This is a genomic window from uncultured Ruegeria sp. (genome assembly GCF_947500045.1).
Classification (GTDB): domain Bacteria; phylum Pseudomonadota; class Alphaproteobacteria; order Rhodobacterales; family Rhodobacteraceae; genus Ruegeria.
This window is the reverse complement of the sequence record NZ_CANMQQ010000010.1, coordinates 66,551-87,086: the sequence shown is the minus strand read 5'-3', so window position 1 is coordinate 87,086 and position 20,536 is coordinate 66,551. Positions and strand designations below refer to the sequence as shown.

16 protein-coding genes and 3 pseudogenes are annotated in these 20,536 nt (G+C 53.5%); 2 read left to right on the top strand and 17 right to left on the bottom strand.

Going from position 1 to position 20,536, the window contains the following annotated elements; genetic code table 11:
- Positions 1-8 precede the first annotated feature (8 nt).
- The 6 genes and pseudogenes from ord to Q1B46_RS16200 form a co-directional block, all read right to left on the bottom strand.
- Complete coding sequence (gene ord, locus Q1B46_RS16225; RefSeq protein WP_299949533.1) at positions 9-1,073, bottom strand: 2,4-diaminopentanoate dehydrogenase; 1,065 nt, start codon at positions 1,071-1,073, stop codon at positions 9-11.
- Positions 1,073-3,184: an alanine racemase gene (locus Q1B46_RS16220; protein WP_299949531.1), complete on the bottom strand. Its 2,112-nt coding sequence runs from the start codon at positions 3,182-3,184 to the stop codon at positions 1,073-1,075. The genes ord and Q1B46_RS16220 overlap by 1 nt, the downstream gene beginning before the upstream one ends.
- Before the next feature lie 434 nt (positions 3,185-3,618).
- Positions 3,619-4,011 (bottom strand): RidA family protein, encoded by a 393-nt coding sequence (locus Q1B46_RS16215; RefSeq protein ID WP_299949529.1) that lies wholly within the window; start codon positions 4,009-4,011, stop codon positions 3,619-3,621.
- Positions 4,012-4,026: 15 nt separating this feature from the next.
- Positions 4,027-4,866: an alpha/beta hydrolase gene (locus tag Q1B46_RS16210; RefSeq protein ID WP_299949527.1), complete on the bottom strand. Its 840-nt coding sequence runs from the start codon at positions 4,864-4,866 to the stop codon at positions 4,027-4,029.
- 25 nt (positions 4,867-4,891) lie between these two features.
- The gene (locus tag Q1B46_RS16205) at positions 4,892-5,980 is read right to left on the bottom strand and encodes an extracellular solute-binding protein (protein ID WP_299949526.1); all 1,089 of its coding nucleotides are present in this window, start codon (positions 5,978-5,980) and stop codon (positions 4,892-4,894) included.
- A 195-nt stretch (positions 5,981-6,175) separates the two neighbouring features.
- Positions 6,176-6,613: pseudogene (locus Q1B46_RS16200) on the bottom strand (DDE-type integrase/transposase/recombinase); the annotation flags it as partial.
- Between the two features lie 174 nt (positions 6,614-6,787).
- Between Q1B46_RS16200 and Q1B46_RS16195 the strand changes: the two are divergent.
- Positions 6,788-7,483, top strand: coding sequence for an isochorismatase family cysteine hydrolase (locus tag Q1B46_RS16195; RefSeq protein WP_366871595.1), 696 nt, complete (start codon positions 6,788-6,790; stop codon positions 7,481-7,483).
- An 18-nt stretch (positions 7,484-7,501) separates the two neighbouring features.
- On the opposite strand, the gene Q1B46_RS16190 is transcribed toward Q1B46_RS16195, so the two are convergent.
- From Q1B46_RS16190 to Q1B46_RS16150, 9 genes and pseudogenes are all read right to left on the bottom strand, one after another.
- Positions 7,502-8,491: a LysR family transcriptional regulator gene (locus Q1B46_RS16190; protein ID WP_299949524.1), complete on the bottom strand. Its 990-nt coding sequence runs from the start codon at positions 8,489-8,491 to the stop codon at positions 7,502-7,504.
- A gap of 522 nt (positions 8,492-9,013) precedes the next feature.
- A pseudogene (locus Q1B46_RS16185) lies at positions 9,014-9,169 on the bottom strand (IS6 family transposase); the annotation flags it as partial.
- A 195-nt stretch (positions 9,170-9,364) separates the two neighbouring features.
- Positions 9,365-10,951, bottom strand: coding sequence for an ABC transporter substrate-binding protein (locus Q1B46_RS16180; RefSeq protein WP_299949522.1), 1,587 nt, complete (start codon positions 10,949-10,951; stop codon positions 9,365-9,367).
- A 702-nt stretch (positions 10,952-11,653) separates the two neighbouring features.
- Positions 11,654-11,902: pseudogene (locus tag Q1B46_RS16175) on the bottom strand (transposase); the annotation flags it as partial.
- 140 nt (positions 11,903-12,042) lie between these two features.
- Positions 12,043-13,539, bottom strand: a complete 1,497-nt coding sequence (locus Q1B46_RS16170) for a UxaA family hydrolase (protein ID WP_299949520.1) — start codon at positions 13,537-13,539, stop codon at positions 12,043-12,045.
- A gap of 2 nt (positions 13,540-13,541) precedes the next feature.
- On the bottom strand, positions 13,542-14,552 hold the full coding sequence (locus tag Q1B46_RS16165; protein ID WP_299949518.1) for a zinc-binding alcohol dehydrogenase family protein: 1,011 nt from the start codon (positions 14,550-14,552) through the stop codon (positions 13,542-13,544).
- Entirely contained in the window at positions 14,549-15,334 is a 786-nt protein-coding gene (locus tag Q1B46_RS16160) for an ATP-binding cassette domain-containing protein (RefSeq protein WP_299949516.1), read from the bottom strand. The genes Q1B46_RS16165 and Q1B46_RS16160 overlap by 4 nt, the downstream gene beginning before the upstream one ends.
- Positions 15,335-15,394: 60 nt before the next feature.
- The gene (locus Q1B46_RS16155; protein ID WP_299949514.1) at positions 15,395-16,333 is read right to left on the bottom strand and encodes an ABC transporter substrate-binding protein; all 939 of its coding nucleotides are present in this window, start codon (positions 16,331-16,333) and stop codon (positions 15,395-15,397) included.
- A gap of 24 nt (positions 16,334-16,357) precedes the next feature.
- Complete coding sequence (locus Q1B46_RS16150) at positions 16,358-17,377, bottom strand: ABC transporter permease (protein WP_299949512.1); 1,020 nt, start codon at positions 17,375-17,377, stop codon at positions 16,358-16,360.
- 213 nt (positions 17,378-17,590) lie between these two features.
- On the opposite strand from Q1B46_RS16150, the gene Q1B46_RS16145 reads away from it, so the two are divergent.
- The gene (locus Q1B46_RS16145; protein ID WP_299949510.1) at positions 17,591-18,433 is read left to right on the top strand and encodes a GntR family transcriptional regulator; all 843 of its coding nucleotides are present in this window, start codon (positions 17,591-17,593) and stop codon (positions 18,431-18,433) included.
- Here the strand turns inward: Q1B46_RS16145 and Q1B46_RS16140 are convergent.
- Complete coding sequence (locus tag Q1B46_RS16140) at positions 18,430-19,407, bottom strand: aldo/keto reductase (protein ID WP_299949508.1); 978 nt, start codon at positions 19,405-19,407, stop codon at positions 18,430-18,432. The genes Q1B46_RS16145 and Q1B46_RS16140 overlap by 4 nt on opposite strands.
- A gap of 3 nt (positions 19,408-19,410) precedes the next feature.
- Positions 19,411-20,523 carry a mannitol dehydrogenase family protein gene (locus Q1B46_RS16135; protein WP_299949506.1) on the bottom strand — a complete coding sequence of 371 codons (1,113 nt, stop codon included), beginning with the start codon at positions 20,521-20,523 and terminating at the stop codon, positions 19,411-19,413.
- Between the last annotated feature and the right edge of the window lie 13 nt (positions 20,524-20,536).

Here is a 20,536-nt window from a genome sequence, read left to right as displayed (position 1 = left end):
TTACGGCACTATTCGACGACGCGCTTTTCGGCACGAATCTGATCACGGAAATCGCCCATGATTGCGCGCGGAACAGGCAAGTCCAACATCGTTTTTAGTCCCGCATCCGCATTGATTACCTGCGGGATCATGTTTACGCACATGGCGATCGTACCAATGCCTCCCGGGATTTCGGGGCTGATCTTCATCGAGATATTTGGAGTTCCCTTGATCTCGACAATGTCGCCGGTGTTGATGCCCTCGTCCTGTGGTCGGATTTGCTGAGGGTGTTCCATGACGATCCTTTCTTCGCCATCAACCGTTGCGGTTCCGGACTGACGGCACCCCGCGACATCGCCTTTCGCGACACTTGCAAAGGGTGCCTTTCTATCCACCGAGGTAAGGATTGCTTCGCGGCTCTGGTCAATCCGCTCGATTTTCCACCCGATGCCATCAGCGATCATTCGGATCGATTCCGGGAAACCAACATGACCAGCGATGCTGCCCTCGCGGACCCCTTTTTCGAATTCCGCTTGAGTGGTACCCACGCCCTGTTCTTGCATAACAGTACCGCCAAAAGGTGAAAGATCATTGACGCGTGAAGCCTTGATCCCGTCTACTTGTTCGCAGGTTCCTGTAAGCGCCAACACCAAGTAATCCATTACGAATCCCGGATTGATGCCGGTTCCCAACACCGACGTGCCGTTATCGCGCGCAATCTCGTCGAGTTGACGCGCCAACTCAGGTTCTTGTGCTTGCGGATAAGCCAATTCTTCAGCCGTTGAAATCACGTTCATCCCACGTGAAAGGCCCAAGGCGATCTTATCAAACGCGCCCTTGGTGAAGGAATCCGTAGCAAGGAGCAGTACATCGGCGGTCCTGTCTGGAAATGCCGTGTCTGGATTGTCTGAAATGATAACCTCAGGGTGATTTCCTCGCGCAAGACCGAGGACGTCGTAGAGACAGCGCCCTACTCGGTCCGGCGCCAAATCGCATACCGCGACGATATCAACCCCTGATTTCTTTGCCAACATACGGGCCATTCCGCTGCCCATGGCACCGAGGCCCCAGATTGCGACTTTGATGTTCTCCATCACTGGCTCTCCTTATTTGAAGGGATAATGTGGCCACCACTCATGCTGCGGTTTCCGTATGCGGTTTTCTCCAAGTCACTTGGTGAATGCATTGTCTTCCTGCCAAATGCGCTTAGCGTGACGCTATTGACCTGCTCAGCCAAAGTCTCAGAAAATCCTTTCGGACTTTGTGCGACCACTAGGCCACGCAGATGTTCGCTATCGGAGATGCATTCCAAGATTAACGAGGTTTCGTGGCAAGTTAGCGCCTTTTGCCTACCCTGGTCCGAATCTTCCATCACAGCTGGATTCAAATAAACGAAGACGCCTGCGGTTCCTGCGGAAGTTTGCCTGAGGCACTTGTCAATCACCTCCTGGATTCCGAGAAGATCAATATCCTCCATCGTGAATACCGAGACTTCATGGTCAACCAGCGCTAGAACTTGCGCGGGGCTTCCCTCGCGCAGACCAATAACGACGACGTTGTTGGTCAAAAGATCTAGCGCTTCGTCACTTCCAAAGGCACCGGTCAGAATCTCGGCGGGTTCGGACTCGGATACCAATCCCGGCTGTGCATCGATCCAGACAACTCCCAAGGGGCCGTGGCGCTCAACCAGTTGGCTAAGGGCGCACTGTGCAACGGCGGCATTGCCTCCCGTCACCATCAACCGCCCTTCGCAACTAATCGCATCGTTCAGAGCCTGCTCGAACACTTGGTCACTACCGGTAATAGTAGTAGAAACAACATCGCAGCCCAGCTCATCGATGCGCGCGGCGATGTCTGGCAGCAGTGATCTATTACGGCCATCACCCACGTCACGGCAGACCAGTGCAACCTGCGAAATTTCAGTTTCTCTGCTCTCGTCTTCAACGATATCCCGTGAGATGGAGTCAGAAGACATAGCCCCGATCAGCGCCGAATAGGCCATTCGAAATGTTAGCCGATCACCAAGTTTCTTGGGGGTTTTCGTAGCGCTAAGATCGACCAGAAGGTGGTCTGACGACGCGCCCAAAATCGTGATGTTGGGGTCGATCGGGACCAGTCCATCGACATCGAGATCCGCACGACCAAGATTCACGATACCTCTTCGATGGTTGCCTCTATTCTCGAACGAGACCTTTCGACCAAAAGCATCCATCCCGGTTTCCCCGATTGGAAGCGAAGGTTTAATTTTTATTTCAATAAGTTCCGAGCTAAGTTCGAACACATCACTACTAGCCCCAGGCCACTGCGTCGAAGTAGCAGTCTCCCGACCCAGCAAAATAGACTCACCTAAGCGAAGGTGGTTCACCGCAGCAGGCAGCTTCCCCGAAAACAGCAAAGGCAGAGTACTGCTGTTCCCGCCCGAGACATATTGAATGTCTACGCCATAGGACCCTACCAATCGATCTCCGCAATCGACTAGCCGGCCAAGATTCTTTTCCGTTGGGATTACGCCACCGTAGCAGGTCAGGTTGGTTCCCACACCCACAAGTTGAACGCCGGGCATCTCCAGCACACGCTCCACCAAAGGCTCGACATCCTTTGGCATGACACCTTCGCGAAGATCTCCTAGATCAATCATCAGGACTATCTTGTGGACTCTGCCATGCCGAACCGCGGCATCTGAAAGTGCTTCGATCACAGTGCGCTCGGAATTGAGGCTGATATCGGTTTTCAACACTATGTCTTTAGCGAGATTAAGCGAAGGTATACGCAACATCATTAAGGGCGCGCGAATTCCCGCAGTTTTCAGGCGCTTCACGCTTTCCAAACGCGATTCACCAATGCTTATCACACCACTTTGAATCATCGTACGTGCAACCTGCGGCAGACCGAATGTTGCCTTGGTCACACCGGTGATCAATACGCCTTCCTGCTGGCAGCGTTCCACCAGTCTTCGGGTATTTTCCCGAAGGTTGGTCAGATTGATCCTAACAAGCGTATCTCTCCTAACCCCTAGCACCTTTTCCCAGACCTTCCAAAACCGCCCCTTAAAGGCAGGAATAAAGACATCCCGAACCACAAGATGAAGTTCTCGCGTTCCAGTATTCCACGGTGGAAACCAATCTTGGAGCGCGAATAATGATCGCTCAGCGTGGCTTTCGGTGTCGCTCGAGCAAGAAATCATCAAGTCTATGATTTCTTGCAATGTTTTGGTATTCTACAGTACGCAATCAGCCGACTCTGACGGGTGATTCCCGGACACATAGAAACTGGCTGTGTTGCAAACTCATGGCTACTGGTGCGCAACAACTAGGTCACGTTGACAAATGATGGAGCACGACCGAATTGACGTTTTGCTGGCGAAGCCAAAACAGCTTTCGGTAAATTTGTTTCTGCGCGACACAAAACTGGTGTTCTTTAGCCCGTTGAAGCCCCATTCCACGTGATTTCTCCGATGGAAGGGTGATCGGTTTTCCGATACGACCTATTCACTACCTTCGTATCAGGATGACGATCAGAACATCTTGATTAACCAATGAATCTTTGCTTACTGTTGGTAACGCAGTCACTGGCCACCATTAGCACTTTGAGCCGTGGCAGATTGTCAGCCATTGCTGGCGTCAAGATAGACCTCGTGCCTCAGGGGGCTGCAGCGATGCCCTCAACTTCAATCAGCCAATCTGGCTCCATAAGAGAGCTCACTTCGACGCAGACGGCAGGGGTGCGGTGATTTTTCAGGAACTCTGCACTAACCGCGTCAGCCTCCGCATAAAGTTCTCGATCTGTTAAGTACATTGTTGTTTTGACCAAATGCGACATGTCCAAGCCCGCATCTTTCAATACACCTTCGACATGTCCCCAACAAATAGTCGCCTGTTCAGTCATTGTTTTAGGCACGCTGCCGTCTGCTGCTACCGGCACTTGGCCAGCAATGAACACTAACCGAGATCCCCTCTCTGGCTCTAATCCGTGAACATATGTGCCGTATGGGTCCGGGACACCTTCCGGCTTATATATCTTGTACTTGGGCAATGCCTTGTCCTTAGTTCAGTTAGCAAATAGTGTGGTAGGCGCATTTATCATTGGATCACACGCGGCAAGAAAAGACTCCATTGCAATCGCAAGCTCGGCGGGTCGCTCGAAAGGGATTTCGTGACCGCAGTCCAAATAGACCTCGCGTGCGCCAGGGATGATCCCAGTTACCCTTTCCTGCATCATGTCGACAGGAAAAAACTTGTCATGCAGCGCGCTTACGATCAGCGCTCGAAATGGCGCGGCTGCGCGCACCTTGTCCTCGAAATCATCGTAGAAACAGTGCTTTAGAGTCTCACGCAGTACCTGACGACTTATCTTAGCGGCGTTATCGATCCACATTTCGGACAGCTCATGTTTGACTGTTCTGGTGATCATTGCGTTGTGGGTTGCCCGCATTGCGTGCCGGTCACCCGCATATCCCGACGTTTCCTCAATTTGTTCCCAAGGAACATCGATACGTCCTGCCGGACAACCATTGATGAGCACAAGTCCCAGTACACGTGTGGGCGCAAGCACGGGCAGGTATTGGACATACTTAGCACCCATAGACTGCCCGCAAGCGACAAACCCATCCATCCCCGCAGCATCCGCTACCGCAAGCACATCTGCAGCCTGCCGAGCCGAGCTGTAAGAGTCAGGACTTTCCGTTGAGTCCCCATGACCACGAAGATCAAAGACGGCAACTCTCAACCCTTTAATGGACATGTGAGCCAGAGTCTCGTCATAGTAATCCCGTGTGCAGCCCCATCCACCCATGAGAATGAGGTTAAGTGGACCATCGCCAGCCGTTTTGTAGACAAGGGTAACCCCGTCGCTCGTAACGGCCTGATGCGTTGTAAAGGTCAATTCCATGCGCACCTCCTTCTTTGGTGCACGCTTATCCCGCTGCTCGCATTTTTGTCATGGCCTCTTCGATAAAGGTCTCATTGTCGAGCAGGACATCGTAGCTCATGGGGAACGAGGGTGTTCCAGCGACGGCGTGGAACTCTTCCTCCGTCAGATCAGTTGTCGCAGGATTCACAACCGGCGCAACGCCAATCGTGCGTGCAAGCAGTGCCTGTGTTTCCGGCAGACAGCAAAAGTTGATGAACTCGTGCGCTTCCTCGCGTTTTTGGGTTCCGGCCGACAATGTCCAGGAATTGAAATCGACCGGATTGCCTTCCTTCGGGAAGATCGAGGCGAGCGGCATACCGTCCAACGCCAGCAATCCGACAACGTCGTGGTAAAGCATTCCTCCAATAACGTCATTGTTCTTTAGACTTTGCTCCATCTGGCTAGTCGAACTGTACCAAAGGGAAATATTAGGCCGCATCTCCGCGACCTTGTCGATGACAGTTTGGATCCCCTCGCGCGTCTGTAGAATGTCCGGACCACCGAAGAACGACACGGCCACGATATCGAGCAATGGTGACGCTGCTTCGGTCGGAAGTCCAAGGCTGGCTTGGAACCGGTCGACATCCCACAATTCGGTCCAGCTTTCTGGCGCTTCCTCCTCATCCGTGTTCATAACCAACGAGGTGTAGTAGCTAAACGCACCCACGCCGTAGAGGCCGCCGGGCATTTCGTTAAAAAAACCACCTTGAACGTTGCCAATATTGGGAATGCGGGTTGGATCAATGGGGTCAAACACTTCACCCATGCGATCACCTTTGATGACGTTTGTGGGAACATGCAGAGAAAGATCGGCTGGCAGAACACCGGCTTGGATTGCCTGTTGTGTTGTTAAAAGCCAGCCGGATGAGTCGGGTTGAGTGATGCTTTCGACTGCTATGCCCGTTTCCTCAGTGAACGCAGGATAAATATGCTGGCGGAAGTTGTCCTCAAAAAAACCCCCATAGGACCCTATCTTGATTGTGCGTGATTGGGTCAACGCAGGCGTAGCAAGCACACCTGAAGAGACAAGCCCGCCTGCTGCAGCAACCTTAAGCATCTTGCGGCGGGAAAGAAGAAGTTTTGAATTGGGCATTGCGATGTTTCTCCTGCTGATTCACCCAACTTCTTAGAGCGGGTATGTATTGCACGACGAAATGTCTGCTGCGCTTGTCTTTGATTGTAGAGATGAAAACTTGGGGTAGAGATTATGAAAAAGAGGTGCTCAGCCCCGTTTTTTTCTGCCCTGCCCTCTGGGACAGTCTCATGCCAAATAGTCAACTGTGCAGACCCGGTGGTCGGCCTGCGGTGCCAAGGCGCTAACGGGCTTGATGTAGCTGCGCAACTTGTCCGTTATCACGAACCTTGGCTCACCAAACTGAGCGACCAATCATTTGCAAAACCACTTGGTCGCATTTGCACTTCGCCTGATTTGAACAAGGATATCAAGTACGTCGCCGTTCGCGTCGATGGCCTGACACAACCAATGCTTCTCGCCGCGGATCGTGATGAAAACCTCGTCCATGTGCCATTTGTCGTTCGGCTTGGGACAATCGCGCCGGATGTAGGCAGCAAAATGCGCGACGAAACGATTGACCCAAAGCCGAATGTTTTCCCGGCCACGATGGCACCCCGTTCCGCCAAGAGATCTTCGACATCCGCAGTGCTCAAGGCAAACCGCGTAGGCAATGACCTCACGAGGGTAGCGAAAACCCTTCAGGCGCGGCATGCTGGATGGATGTTCATTCGTTGCCTTTTGTCGCCGTCGAAACGCCAGGCAACTTGGCAATACCCTGCTAAACAATATTGCGTGCATATATTGCACGTTACGTTGCCAATCTATCTATTTATTAGATTTGGCAACTTCCTTACCACTTAGAAAAATCAACAGTGGAATTGGAAAATGATGACTGAAAATTCTCTCCCCATCGTGGCCTCGGCCCCATATTCGTGGCCAATTGGCGGCAAGTGGTCTCTGGCAGACACGGCAGCAATTTGCATTGACATGCAGAATGATTTTCTGTCGCCAGACGGGTATTTCGCATCTTTGGGTGAAGCCAATGAATCGATCGACATGGCGGCAGAGAATACGAAAGAACTGCTCGCATTGCTTCGAGCCACCTCAATCCGACTTATACATACTCGCGAGGGACATGAGCCAGGCCTCAGTGATCTCAGCGAAACCAAAAAACTGCGTGCAATTCGCGTTGGCGCTGCGATTGGGAGCGTTGGTCCAATGGGGCGTTTGTTAGTACGCGGCGAGCCCGGTTGGGACTTTGCGCCGGGATTTGATCCTGCTGCCAATGAGCCAGTCGTCGATAAAGCTGGAAACAGCGCCTTCTATCAAACCGAGCTAGATGACATTCTGCGCGATTGGGGGGTCAAACACCTGATTTTGTTTGGGGTTACAACCGATGTCTGCGTGTCTTCCACAATGCGAGATGCAAATGAACGTGGAATCGATTGCTTATTGATTTCCGATTGTTGTGGCGCGGCCGAAGATGCTCTTCACGATGCCGTCCTGAATGGCTTGAACAGGGAAGGCGGAATTTTTGGTGCCCATGCAACACGGTCTGATTTGGCAAAAGTGCTCGAATGAGTCTCACGCTTAATGGCGCTAGCATTCGTCCATGAATTCGCGTGCAAGGGCAAAAAACCTGCGCACGTCCGTTCGGCTGTCAAAGCAACTTTTCAATGTTACCAACTGAATAGAGATTTGTTTTGACAGCCTTTCGGGTAAAACTGGATGTATTTCACCAGCTTTAACATACGGTTCGGCGTAGTGCTCCGGCAAGAATCCGACATAGGCTCCTGATGCGATCATCAGACAAACAGCCTCTAGATTGGCAGTATAACTGACTTCTTGAAACGTATTAATACTGAAACCGGGCATATCCGGTATTTCTAGGAAGTCTCTGGTAACCAGAGCCTGGTTTCCCAATTCATCAATGACAGTCTCTGGCGCAATTGAAGGATGCAACAGGTTATGCAGCGCACTGTCTCGGCCACAATAAAACAGATCGTTTTCATAGCATGCTGTCATGCGAACATGACCTGGACTATGGCTTGGCAAGATACCAATGCATATGTCAACGCGTGCCTCAGCTAGAGCTTTTTCCAATTCTCTTGGCGGCATGACCTGAACGTCAATGGCTGGCGGTGTCACAAAACTAGACGTGTATTCTCGGAATACACGACCGAGCGGGAACACTGGGTTCTGAAGAATATTATCTAAGATTCCGACACGTAGAGAGCCGGATCCAAAGTCGTGTATAGCTGCTATGCGACGGTCAAAGCCCGACAAGGCCCGCTGCAGCTTTTCAACCTCCTCGTAGACTGTCTTGCCTTCTGAAGTCAGCGAAAAACCTGCACGCCCACGTTGACACAGAGTTAGCCCCAAGTGCGACTCTAGCTTTGTCAGTGCGCGCGAGATCGTCGAAGCATCCTTGTTCAACCTGATCTGAGCATTGGCGATTCCATTTTCCTCCACAACAGCGGAAAAAATTTTGAGCAATGGCACAATTGTCGAATTCGTTTGGATAAGATCGCGCCGAGATTGATTAGCCGAAGGTGGTAGTCTTTTTGTTCTTCTACTGGCTTGTGTCATGGTTTGACGTGGTCCCGGTCATTCGAACAGGTGAGCGGCGTTTCTAAGATGTATCGGTTCTAAGTTCCACGCTGCTTTCAAGTGTTCTAAGCCCGCGAAGAATGCGTTGTTCTGGGTCTGCCGGTCAAGCGCGGAAGGGGGGCGTTCAGAGTTGTAGCATGGGTATTACTCAAAATGTGGGGTTCCCAATTTCAAACTTTGTCACGGTTTCGATCATTGCTAACGTTTACTTCTGTGGTGTTGCGGTGGCCTATTTGCGTCATGCCCAAAAACCCAAAAAATAAGCCTCTTGGGGTGGTGCATAAATCAGGTGCATATTGAACGATCATTCAGCTACGCTAGGATCATGCTTTTTGGTTACGCCAGAGGCGAGTTGTCACGTTAACACCCAGTCCACAAAGAAGTGCTGATGCTCAGATTTCAAGCAGCTCGTGTGGCAGCATTCCAATCGTCAAAGGCCTCGAGACGGTGATGCCGAATTGTTAAGGCTGAGCGGCGGCGAGCGGGGACACAGAAGCAATTGCGGATGGTTTCGTAAGAAACCTCGATCCCACGTTGCAGCAGCATCTCTTCAACTTCGCGGTGGTTCAAATTGAAGCGAAGGTAGTGCCACACCGCGTGGGCAATGATCTGAGGAGGAAACCGGTGACGCTTGCAGCTGATTGACGATGGCTTCATCAATATCACCTACGTCCAATCACGGGTATGAGCAACCGAACAACAGTTAACGTGACAACACCATCCAACAAGCTTCACTGCCAATTCGGTGACGATTCCTATGACCCATGGCTACGCGAAGCATGCAATCCAGATTTGCTGATGTCCAACCGGCCAACTGGACCGGTTAGACATCAATTCACAACATGCATGATTTTAGGCCATCCACGTCTTGACTGGGGCGTAGCCGCCCATCAGTTCGAAGTTTGGATCATCCACCCAGCCTGCTATTGTATCGCTATGGGCATCGATTAAATCGTTGAACATCGGGACAACGGCACCACCCTCATCCCAAAGCAGATGTGCAATCTTCGAATAAAGATCGGAGCGTTTAGTCTGATCCAACTCGCCGCGCGCTTCGACTATTAGCGCGTCAAACTCTGGGTTGTAGAAATGGGTGTCGTTATAGGATGCCGTCGAGGTATAAGCGGTTGAATACATCTGGTCTTGTACTGGGCGACCGCTCCAATAGTTGGCACAAAAAGGCGCCTTCCGCCAAACATCATCCCAATAACCGTCATCCGGTACTTTTTTAAGGGTCAAGGTGATACCCGCCTTGGCACAAGACTGTTGCCAAAGGGCGGCTGCATCGCCAGCGCCGGGGAATGCGGCCTCTGCCACAATCAGTTCGATCGGGCTGCCGTCGTGACCAGATGCCTTGTAATGTTCGGCTGCTTTTTCAAGGTCGAACTCTCGCTGAGGGAGCGAGGTATCAAACAGAGGATAAGCCGCGTTGATCGGGATATCGTTGCCAATCGATCCGTAGCCATTAAGGATCTTATCGACCATTTCCTGACGGTCTATCGAGTATTTTAAGGCAAGCCGCAGGTTCTTGTTATCGAAAGGTGCCTTATCAACCATCATGACAAATTCGTAATGCGCCCGACCAGAAACGTTTCTGACTTTAACGCCCGGCGCCTGTGCAAGAAACTTGGCAACTTTCGGCAAGACGCGATTAATCATATGGACTTGGCCGGATTGCAAAGCAGAGTTACGGGCAGTCGAATCGTTTATGATAGTAATTTCAATGCCATCGTAATGGCCACGGGTTTCGTCCCAGTAGTCCGGATTCTTTTCAAAGGTGTAACGAATGCCCGGTTCCTGCGAAGTGATTACGTATGCTCCGGTCCCGTTAGCGGCATTTGGATTATCCACGCCACCCTTCGGTTGAATCACAAGGTTGTATCCTGCAAGCAAAAACGGTAAATCGGCATTTCCGCTTTCCGTTGTGACCACAACATTTTGACCGTCCGCCCGAATGTCGGACAAGCCTTTCATGTTGCCATAAGCGCCGGATTTTGAATTTTCATCGGAATGGCGTTTGAATGTAGCAACTATGTCCGCTGGGCCCATCGGGGACCCATCATGGAACGTGATCCCCTCGCGAATTTTGAATGTCCATTCGGTCGCGTCTTCATTCGAAGAAAACGAATCCGCAAGCCGTGGCGCAACTTGGCTGTCGGGCGTGATCTCCAGCATCGTTTCGCCCCACAGCCTGCCAACCAATAGCATCGCGGCGTTCTCGGCAAGTCCAGGATCCAGCCTGTCAGTTGATGCGCCGCCACCGATGCCAAGCTTGAGTATGCCACCTTTTTTGGGTTCATCTGCAAGCGCGGCTCCACCAGAGCCAGAGACCGCGACCAATGCAGCCGCACTAAATGCACCGGCGCGGATCAGGAAATCTCGACGATTGAAGCTGCCCTCGTCGATGGCACTCAATAATTTCGAAAGACTGTCTTTCATTTTGTTCCCCATTTATATGTCAATATTGCAGTCAAATATGACCGCCGTTTCGGCCGAGCTTCGCTTGGGCAGCTTTTCCCGATGGTGGCGACGGTTACTGCCATGCAGCCAACTATCCCCTCATACTAGGGAGGCAGGAATTCATCTGTTAACAGGAATTATCTGCGCTGAGCGTTACTTTTACAGACACATAAATGCTGAAGGGAGGGTTAGAGAAAAGTACGCGTTCGAAGGGCACCGTCAACTTAACTGGCGCAAGTTAGCGAATTCCACTGACCTTGCGGTTAATCCACTGAGACCTGTGCATTAAGCTCACGGTGCCCTCCCACGCCAATCTCGGCAGGTTAAACGAATGTACAGTTATCGTTTGATGAAGCGGATTTAGATAAATCTCCGAGTCTCAAAAATTTAAAATCCCAAGCGTTTAAATTAGCAGCAGCCTCAGTCTCATCGATTAAGTGATCCGACATAAGCGCTACAATCAAGTGCGATCGCTAAAAATTCTTCTTTGCAGACACGAACGTAATTATAGGAGCTTCCTACCTCAACAACGGCTATAACACACGGCTCCGAAGTCCCGCATAGCCACTTTTCGTTACTTGTAAATGCTTCGCCGTGCACGAATGGCTGTTTCAACGGCCATGCTGCGGCAATCTGAACCCACGGTCAAGGCCTCCTTGGGTCGCGGTTCCCTTCTCTAGGTTATATTGACAAATAGCGGATCCAAAGGCGGATCGAAGTGATATCTACGAAGCCGAGGAAGCTTTCGGCTGTCTTATCATAGCGGGTAGCCACCCGCCGAGCATTCTTAAGTTTGTTGAAACATCTCTCGACCAGGTTTCTTAACCGGTAGAGAGGACAATCCAACCCAACGCGCCTCTTTCGGGACTTTCGCATTGCGATCACCGGTTGAATGCATCGGCTGTGCAGTTCGGTGCGAATATCCTCGGCAGAACAAGCTAGGCAAAAGCCGAGATCCGATCACGCTGTTCTGGGTTGGTGCTGCCAATTTCCTCCGCGTACGCTTTCGAAACTACACTTCGCGAAGTTAGCTGCAACGCCGGATAAAGGATGAAACAGTAGTCGATTAGCTATAGCACCGCGCCAATCTGCCATGGTACAAACTCCACTCCGCCAAATCCCTGCGCTTCGCTTTTCGTTTTTATCCCACTGGCAGTAGCGATCATGGCCTCGAAAATCTCACAGCTTTTTTCTGCGAGCGTGGTCCCTTCGACGATGTCGCCACAGTTGATGTCGATATCATCGCCCATGCGGTCAAAGAGATCAGAGTTGGAAGAGAGCTTTAGACTTGGCGTCGGCTTGTAGCCAGACACCGATCCGCGACCGGTGGTAAAAGCAATCAGGTTGGCACCAGAGGCGACCTGCCCCGTGACGGAACACGGATCGTAGCCGGGGCTGTCCATGAACACGAGACCTTTAGTGGTTAAAGGTGCGCCATAGTCGAACACGCCAGAGAGCGGCGCATGCCCTGATTTGGCTACAGCGCCAAGAGACTTCTCCAGAATTGTGGTCAACCCGCCGCGTTTGTTACCGGGACTCGGATTGTTGTTCATCTGTGCGCCGTGACGGGTGCAGTACTCCTCCCACCAGGCGAGCCGGTCCATCAAAGCACGCGCCACTTCTAGTGTCGTCGCTCGAGCGGTAAGCAAATGTTCAGCGCCGTAGATCTCGGATGTTTCAGACAGGATGGATGTGCCGCCGTGTTGCACTAGAAGGTCCGAAGCGCCGCCCAAAGCCGGGTTTGCAGTAAAGCCCGAATACCCGTCTGATCCACCGCATTGCACCCCCAGCACCAGTTCCGAGACCGGTGCTAGCTGTCGTGTTGCCTGATTGGCAAGTTCCGCGAGGGAGGCCAGATGCGCCTGCCCCGCATCAATAGTACGCCGCGTCCCGCCGGTTTGCTGAATCGTCATGTAGCGCAGAGGGCCGTCATCGGTAATCTTCTGACCCTTGACCAGATCGGCCAGCTGCAACACTTCGCACCCCAGCCCGACGAGCAGGATGCCTCCAAAGTTCGGGTTACGTGCATAGCCCGCCAGGGTGCGCAATAAGACATCATAACCCTCGCCTCGGCTGGACATCCCGCAGCCGGCACTATGGACGATCGGAACGATGCCGTCGACGTTGGGGAATGGGTTCAGGAGGCCGGTTCTCTCTGCTTCTTCTGCGATGAAGCGCGCGACAGAGCCAGAACAGTTCACCGATGTGAGGATACCCAGATAGTTTCGCGTCCCGACGCCCCCACCCTCTCTGTGATAGCCGAGGAAGGTCCGCGGTTCCGCTGGCTTGGACAACACCTTGACGGCGGATTTATTGACGGCGTCAGAGGCGTGATCACTCATGCTGAGATTATGATCATGGACATGTGACCCCGCCAGAATAGCAACAGTCGCACGTCCGATGATTTGACCATAGCGGAGAATGTGCGAACCCTCAGAAATATCTTGCGTCGAGATCTTGTGCGACTTTGGAATTGCCTCAACCGCGCCGGCCTCACCTATGCTCAAGTCTTGCAAGGCAATTGCAATGTTGTCGTCATCATGCAGGCGAAGGATCGGTGTTGCCATATTTAATCCCCCAGTGTGACAATGACCTTGATCAAGCCGCTGCGGTCACGGGCAAGGCTTTCCATCTGAGCGGGCAAGTCTTCCAGTGGCATTACAGCAGAGCATAGCTCATCCGTGTCAATGTCACCCGCCCGCATTGCCGACAAAACCCAGTCGAAGTCCGCCTGAAGCGCGTTTCGACTGCCCAACAAGGTCATTTCGCGTTTGTGAAACTCCGGGTCGCTGAAGGTCACGGTTTCCTTGACGACGCTCACAAGGACATATGTCCCTCCAAAGGCCACGGCGGCAAAGCCTGCTTCGATTGCACCACGGTGGCCCGTGGCATCAAAGACCACATCGAACCCGGTAACCCCGTCGATTGCAGCCGACACAGATGTGAAGCCCTGCGAGAAGCCAAACTTTGTTTGTACTGCGGCAAGGCGTTCTTCGCTGACATCCAGCAAGACGACCTCGGCCCCCTTCAACCGCGCAAAAAGGGCCACGCCAATCCCGATCGGACCAACGCCAGTGACCAATACGCGGGCACCTGCGGCGACATTGGACCGTTGAACGGCGTGGGCCCCAATGGCCAGGAACTCGACCATTGCGGCTTGTTGCGCGCTTAGCCCCTCGGCGCGGATCAGATTGTTGACAGGCACCGCGATCTGAGGCGTCATGCCACCATCTCGGTGGACTCCAAGAACTTCGATATTAGAGCAGCAATTGCGCTTACCGAGTTTACAAGAGTGACAGGTATCGCAAGACAGATAGGGGTTAATGACAACCAACTCTCCTTTTGCGAACCCATCGACGTCGGACGCGAGGCGTCCACTTAGTTCGTGGCCAATGACCCGTGGGTACTCGAGGAAGGGATGCTTGCCTTCGAAGATGTGATAGTCGGTGCCGCACAGCCCGACCGAGCAGATATTGATCAGTGCCCAGCCCTCGGGCAAGTCAGTTTGTGGCACACGCTGTTCAACAACGAACGTCCCGGGTTCTATCACCGCACCATGCGGGCGCGTTGGCGCGCTCATTCCGCACCCCCTCGGGGTTCCCAGCTGTCGGGCAACGTGCCTTTGATGATCAAGCTCAGGACGTCGTCCTTGTTCACATCTTCGATGCGGAAGGCGCCCACATTGCGCCCCTTGTTCATGACCATCACGCGGTCGCAGAGTTCGAAGACATCGTGCATGTCGTGACTGATTAGATAGATGCCAATGCCTTCATTTTTCAGGCGCACGATCAAGTCGGCAACCATGGCAGTTTCAGACGGGCCAAGGGCGGCAGTGGGTTCGTCCATGATTAGGATCTTGGCTTGAAAATAGATCGCGCGAGCAATTGCGATGACCTGACGTTGACCACCCGACAGCCGGGCCACCGGGTCACGCAGGTTTTTGAAATTTGGATTTAGTTGGCGTATGGCCTCTGTTGCTTCAGACAGCATGCGTTTGTCGTCAAGATTGCCAAATCGCGTTTTGAGCTCTCGCCCCATAAAAAGATTAGCCGGGGCGTCCAGATGGTTGGCAAGAGCTAGTGTTTGGTAGATCGTCTCGATGCCAAACTCACGCGCATCTTGCGGGGACTTCATATCAACCGTTTGCCCATTCACGCGTATTTCACCGCTGTTGGCGCGCATGGCTCCGGACAAAATCCGCATCAGGCAGGATTTCCCGGCGCCGTTGTGGCCCAAAACACCAACAACTTCGCCAGAATAGAGATCTGTGGAAACACCTTCAACGGCGTGAATGCCGCCAAACGTCTTGACGATATTATCCATCTCAACCAGTGGCTGAGAGATTTGCACACTGTCCAGCATGTGAGCCTCTTCGAACAGAGAAATGGGTCGGCGCATATATTGCGCCAACCCGAGGGAGGTTTAGTAAAGGACGTTTTGTGCCGCTGGTGCGTCGATGTTTTCTTTGGTCACCATCACAACACCGGTGTCGATAAAATCCTCAACAGTCTCGCCAGCGATGACGGCGGACACCGCATCAACACCAAGCTCACCCATCTGGAACGAGCCTTGGACAGCAGTGGCAAGCAGCGTGCCGCTTTTTACCATGTCCTGCAGGTCGGAGTTGCCGTCAAAGCCAATGGCGGTGATCGTGCCTGCTTTGCCAGCCTGCTCCAGCGCGCGGCCCATGCCAATGGCGGTTGGCTCGTTGGCACCAAAGATGCCAACCAGGTCATTCGCCGCCAGAATGTCAGTTGTCTGATTCAGCGCGGTCGCCATCTGGGACTGTGAATAGAACGGGCCAACGATCTCGACATCAGAATTTGCGTTCATATGCTCGACAAAGCAGCCGACTCGCCCGATTTCCGAGCCAACACCAGCAACGTAAGACATGACGGCGACCTTGCCGGTGATGCCTGCGTTGTCGATCATCATCTGAGCAGCCAACTCTCCAGCAGCACAGTTGTCAGTGGACAGGAACGCCTGGTAGTACTGCTCGTTGCCTTCCGCCAGACCGCTGTCGATGATCGCGACCGGTATGCCCGCTTCGAAGGCGCGTTTGACAACCGGGGCCAAGGCCTCTGGGTCGCTCGGGGCCAGCACGATACCCGCGACGCCACGGTTGATCGCATTCTCGACCAAAGCCACTTGATCGTTCACCGCCGATTCGGAGGCAGGGCCGTTGAAGCTCATCGTGTGCTCGGAATGATCGGCGATGGCCGCTGTCGCACCCTTGTTGACGTTCTGCCAAAAGTTGGAATTCGTCGTCTTTACAATGACGGCGATTTCTCCGGCGGCGGCGACCGATCCGGTTGCAGCCAGAACGCTTGCAGTGATTGCGGTTGCGAGTAATTTCTTCATAGTTTCCTCCCAGATTAAAGATGGTTAGTTCTTGTTGCGAATTTGGTCGATGTAGACCGCTCCAATCACCACGATCCCGATGATGATCATCTGAATGAATGCCGATGTTCCGGCCATGTTCAGCCCGTTGCGCAGCACGCCGATGATGAATGCGCCGATCATGCTGCCTGAAATGCTTCCCACGCCGCCCATCAAAGACGCGCCGCCAATGACCGAGGCCGCGATGGCGTCAAGTTCGTACATCACACCTTCGTTTGGCTGGACGGTGACAAGGCGCGACATCAGGACCATGCCTGCAATCCCGGCCAAGGCGCCGGACGTCGTGTAGGCCCAGATTTTCGTGCGATCCACATTGACGCCGGACAGACGCGCGGCCTCTTCGTTGGATCCCACAGAGAAGATGTGCCGCCCGAACTGTCGCTTTTGCAGCAGGTACCAACCCAGGACAGCCATCACCAAAAGGAGGATCGCCGGGTACGGAATTCCGGGGAAGATCACCTTGGGAAAGCCATTGTCCTGCATTTCAACAATGCGGAACAATGCACCATTGCCCAGCACGCCGAAGGCCTCACCAAGGCGACTGATCGGGGCCGCACCTGTCAGTTGCAGGGCGATCCCTCGAGCAATCAGCATCATACCCAATGTGGCCACGAAAGGTGTGATCCGCATCTTGGCGATCACCATGCCATTGACGAACCCGCAGGCCGCACCCGTAAAAACCCCCAGCGCCATCGCTGGTGCAACGGGAAGCCCGATCTTGATTGTCAGGCCCGCGATCACACCGGCCAATGCCAAAATCGACCCCACACTCAGATCAATGCCACCGGTGATGATGACCATCGTCATCCCTATTGCCAGCAAACCGATCACAGAGGTTTGCAAAAGAACCGTCAGGCCGTTGTTGACCGTAAAAAAGGCTGGTGAGGTAAATGAGAACGCAAAGATCAAGACCAAAAGCGTCGCAACCGCTGACAGTTTATGCAGCGACGTACCTTCTGGCAGAAAGCGGAACTTCCGCTTTTGTTCGGGTGCTTTGCTTGACACCTGATGTCCTCCCAAAGTGACCGTTTTCGGTCTTTAATTATTTAATACAGAACTTACTGAACCTGACTGGTCAAGTGTTTTTAATTTTTCTGTACAGTTCCAAAAAAACCGATAGGCTTGAGGCGTACGGCAAAGCTGATGGGGAACGTCTTGGCAAGAAGCAATGTGCGGCTGATAAAATCATACAATACAATGTTGGATCACTGCAAAAAAATGACGATAGGTCAGTCGCTTCCATCGGAAAACGCGATTGCAGCGGACCTTCAGGTGAGCCGAACTGTGGTACGTAGCGTGCTGGACCGATTGTCTCAGGCTAGCATCATCCAGCTGAATGGGCGGGAGAAAATTATCAAAAGGTCGGTACGAAAATCTGACTTCCTCGAAGAGCCGCCGGCGTTTCTGGACATGGACGAACTGGAGAATCGGTTCTTCGATTGGGTTCTGCGAATGGATGTGCCCCCCGGCACGGTTTTGAACGTCGCCCAGATCGCGAAAGACTTTCACGTGGCGAAGCACACACTGCAAGAGTTCCTGTCTTCGCTCAACCGGTATGGCATCGTCCAACGGCGGCCGCGCGGTGGTTGGCGGCTCGAAGGCTTCACCCAGAGCTTCGCACTTGAGCTTTCGGAACTGCGCGTTGTGCTGGAAATGAACGCCGTCCGGCGTTTGATCGCATTGCCCGCCGAGCACACTGTTTGGGTCCGCCTAGACCAACTGGAAGACGAGCACCGCCACCTGCTGTCGCGTATCGAAACGGATTATCACGACTTCTCAAAACTGGATGAGACCTTTCATTTCACGATCAATTCGGTCGTCGACAATCGTTTTGTACGCGACTTTCAGAAGATCATTTCGCTCATCTTCCACTACCATTTCCAATGGAACAAAGAGGACGAGCGGGTCCGGAACGAGACGGCCATCCACGAACATCTTGCCTATATCAACGCGCTGCGCAGCGGTGATCTAGGCCGGGCAGAACAGGCGGCGCAACAGCATTTGGCCACGTCGACAAAGACATTGGTCAATTCACTAAAGGCCCATGACCGCGCCGTCTAGGTGGACACGAACGCAAGCGCATTGTCTGACAGGTTTAGGTTGGCCGCGTCCAAATTGCGTTGCAAGGAGCTGACCTTCCCGGTCCCGATCAGAACCGAGCACGCCGAGGGATGGCGCATTGCAAATTGCAGGGCCGCTTGCGCAAGCGTCAACCCGACATCGGCGGCATGAGCCTGCAACCGAGAGGCCTTTTCAAGAATAACATCGGACGCGGGGCCATAGTTGAACCAGACGCCAGGCTTTGGGCCCGTTGCCAGTATCCCGGAATTGAAGATTCCGCCCAAAACCAGACTGGTCCCTTGATCAGCACAAGCCTGTAGCAACCCGTCTTCCGCTTCACGGTCCATCAACGTCAATCGACCGGCCAGCAGGATCACATCCGGCGCTTCCGTTGCCATCAAATCCAGACAGACCTGCGTTTCGTTGACGCCAAGCCCGATAGCTTTAACCCGGCCCGATTGCTTGAGGTTATGAAGAGCCCGCATACCCGACCCCATCAAATCGTCGAAATGCTTGGCGTTCGCCTCAACCCCGTGCGTAAAAACTCCAATGTCATGGACAAAGAGGATTTCAATCTCGGTGGTGCCAAGCCGTTCGCAACTGCCGTCGAAACTTTCAAGGATGCCGTCTGCGGTATAATCATAGCGCACCGCATTGGGCAGCGGATTGATGAACCCGTCTGCCTCTCCCAACTGCGGTCCTGGCGACAGCACACGCCCCACCTTGGACGACAGTACAATCTGTTCGCGCGGTTTACCCGCCAACCAGGCGCCAAGCCGCGCCTCGGACCGGCCCCGCCCGTAGTGTGGAGCAGTGTCAAAATAGCGAATGCCCCGCGACCAGGCGTGTTCCATCACTGAGATCGCCTCTGCATCGCTGATCTCGTAGCCGATGTTGCCAAAGCTTGAACCGCCAAGCGACACGGAGGAAACGCGAAGATTAGTCTGCCCCACCTGATTGGTTGCGAATGTCATATCTCAAGCTCCTTTTTGACGGGCGCAAATGTGTTCCAGTATGGGTTTGGCGGAAGTATCGCTTTGGATTCTGGCAAAACTCAAAAACGCCTCGATACGACGCTCTACTTTCATCGCATGGTTTTGCGCGATGTCGGCAATGGCGTGACCCAGAAAGGGATTGGCAAACCGTTCCAGTGTTGTGGACACATAGTCGTCGAAGGCTGCACCCTGGCCAGCGGCGGCAAATCCGGGCCGGACTTCGTTGGTGTAAATGGATTGAAGATGTTCACGCTCAGACGGTGTTTCCATCAGATCCCGCACCATGACCGTTGCGGCACCACCCGCCGTAAGCCACCGATCCGCCAGCACTGTATGACCTAAGTTCAGCACAAAGAGCTTCAGCGCTTCGATTTCCGCCAGCGCGGGCACAACCTTCACCGCAGGATGTATGCAGGGAACGCGCAATCCCGACTGATCCTCGATCGCCCAAAGCGCATAGGGTTCGGCAACGGCGCCCGCAGGCTCGATCGGTTGAGAAACGATCCGATCGACCAGCGAATTGACCCAAGTCACACCGGTCGCAAGGTAGTCAAGGAATGCGTGCGAGTCATTCTTCGCAAGCTCCATGACGCGAGCCTTGAGCACCTCGCCATTGCCCGAAATCAGCTCCATCGGCATGATTTGGATCGGCACCGCCCCGGCCTCGAACCGCGCCCGCAAAAGGAGGGTCAGTTTAGCCGGATACGACATCGCCTGATCGAAGGTCTGACGTTCATCTTCGGGTTGCGGCGCATATCCTGCATCGCCCGTGTTGGACAATACAATCTGCACCTCTTCCACGAAGAGCCGCCGCACGTCTGCCCAGTCGTTTGACGTGGACAAACCGCGCGCAATGCTGCCGACCTCGACGGTTTTCTCAACCCGCACGCCGTTCTCAAGCCCCTCGATCTTAACCGGGAAGGGTACTGCAAGGGCCTGTAGACGCCCAGCCCGTGCCGCATCGCCCGAGCTTTGCACAACGCTGATCGGTCCCACATCCTGCCCCGCCAAGCGCGCCTCGGATATGAACAGATCGGCGTGCGCCTGAAGGAAACGGCTGGTGCCGAACTGCATGATGGGGGTCAGAGTTTCCAATGTGTCGGTGCCT

What these genes read in the sequence shown, in the direction of transcription:
- ord (WP_299949533.1), bottom strand. Translation starts at nt 1,073, where the DNA reads ATGGAGAACATCAAAGTCGCAATCTGGGGCCTCGGTGCCATGGGCAGC.
- Q1B46_RS16210 (WP_299949527.1), bottom strand. Translation starts at nt 4,866, where the DNA reads ATGGAATTGACCTTTACAACGCATCAGGCCGTTACGAGCGACGGGGTT.
- Q1B46_RS16205 (WP_299949526.1), bottom strand. Translation starts at nt 5,980, where the DNA reads ATGCCCAATTCAAAACTTCTTCTTTCCCGCCGCAAGATGCTTAAGGTT.
- Q1B46_RS16195 (WP_366871595.1), top strand. Translation starts at nt 6,788, where the DNA reads ATGATGACTGAAAATTCTCTCCCCATCGTGGCCTCGGCCCCATATTCG.
- Q1B46_RS16190 (WP_299949524.1), bottom strand. Translation starts at nt 8,491, where the DNA reads ATGACACAAGCCAGTAGAAGAACAAAAAGACTACCACCTTCGGCTAAT.
- Q1B46_RS16180 (WP_299949522.1), bottom strand. Translation starts at nt 10,951, where the DNA reads ATGAAAGACAGTCTTTCGAAATTATTGAGTGCCATCGACGAGGGCAGC.
- Q1B46_RS16170 (WP_299949520.1), bottom strand. Translation starts at nt 13,539, where the DNA reads ATGGCAACACCGATCCTTCGCCTGCATGATGACGACAACATTGCAATT.
- Q1B46_RS16165 (WP_299949518.1), bottom strand. Translation starts at nt 14,552, where the DNA reads ATGAGCGCGCCAACGCGCCCGCATGGTGCGGTGATAGAACCCGGGACG.
- Q1B46_RS16160 (WP_299949516.1), bottom strand. Translation starts at nt 15,334, where the DNA reads ATGCTGGACAGTGTGCAAATCTCTCAGCCACTGGTTGAGATGGATAAT.
- Q1B46_RS16155 (WP_299949514.1), bottom strand. Translation starts at nt 16,333, where the DNA reads ATGAAGAAATTACTCGCAACCGCAATCACTGCAAGCGTTCTGGCTGCA.
- Q1B46_RS16145 (WP_299949510.1), top strand. Translation starts at nt 17,591, where the DNA reads ATGACGATAGGTCAGTCGCTTCCATCGGAAAACGCGATTGCAGCGGAC.
- Q1B46_RS16140 (WP_299949508.1), bottom strand. Translation starts at nt 19,407, where the DNA reads ATGACATTCGCAACCAATCAGGTGGGGCAGACTAATCTTCGCGTTTCC.